We start from the raw sequence: 299 nt of genomic DNA on the forward strand, positions 1-299 counted from the left end.
CTGCTGCTGCGCGTTCTGCTCGGCCGCCACGCGCCAGGCCCAGCCCACCAGCAGCGTGAGCACCGCGACGCCGCCGACCACGGCAAGCCAGATGCGCAGGTACAGCCGGCGGGAGAACAGGTGGATCAGCGACATGGCGGTACGGAGGTTTTGCCGCCGGGCCGCCCCAAGGCAAAACGCGGCCCCCTTGGGGGGCAGCGACCCGTATAACGGTGGAGCGTGGGGGCCATGTTTTTAGTCCTGCTGCTTGGCAAACACGTAGCCCACGCCGCGCACCGTGAGGATGCGGCGCGGGTTCT

At 69.2% G+C, this 299-nt stretch carries 1 protein-coding gene and 1 pseudogene; both read right to left on the bottom strand.

Translation table 11 applies throughout. The features are described 5' to 3' along the window. A pseudogene (locus B2J89_RS23035) lies at window positions 1-129 on the bottom strand (two-component sensor histidine kinase); the annotation flags it as partial. Window positions 130-234: 105 nt separating this feature from the next. After that, window positions 235-299: helix-turn-helix domain-containing protein (locus B2J89_RS23040; protein ID WP_240965125.1), on the bottom strand; the 65-nt coding region annotated here is incomplete at its 5' end.

The organism is Acidovorax sp. SRB_24 (assembly GCF_012931925.1).